General features: G+C 50.3%; 1 pseudogene. It reads right to left on the reverse strand.

Annotated elements, in window-relative coordinates:
• Positions 1 to 120: 120 nt before the first annotated feature.
• Positions 121 to 308: pseudogene (locus ACTHS3_RS17605) on the reverse strand (iron-sulfur cluster carrier protein ApbC); the annotation flags it as partial.

The raw sequence follows: 308 nt of genomic DNA on the forward strand, positions 1-308 counted from the left end.
CGATTCGAACGCTCGACCAACGGATTAAAAGTCCGCGGCTCTACCGACTGAGCTAACGACCCGATAAGCTGTGCATTATAGAGATGGGCCACACAGCTGTCAACACTTTTTTAAACTTTTTTATTCGACAACGATTTTCGGGAAGCGGCTGCTGAAGTCTTTGCCTTTATCGGCAATGGCCAGCGCGATTTGGAATGCGGCTTCGGTGTAAATATCGGCGATGGTTTGGTTGTTTTCAAACAAGGCTGAAGATGTGCCGCTGTCCATAGCTTCGCGTACAGGCAGGCTCAACGGAAGCTGGCCGAGCA

The organism is Neisseria sp. P0009.S007 (genome assembly GCF_051962515.1).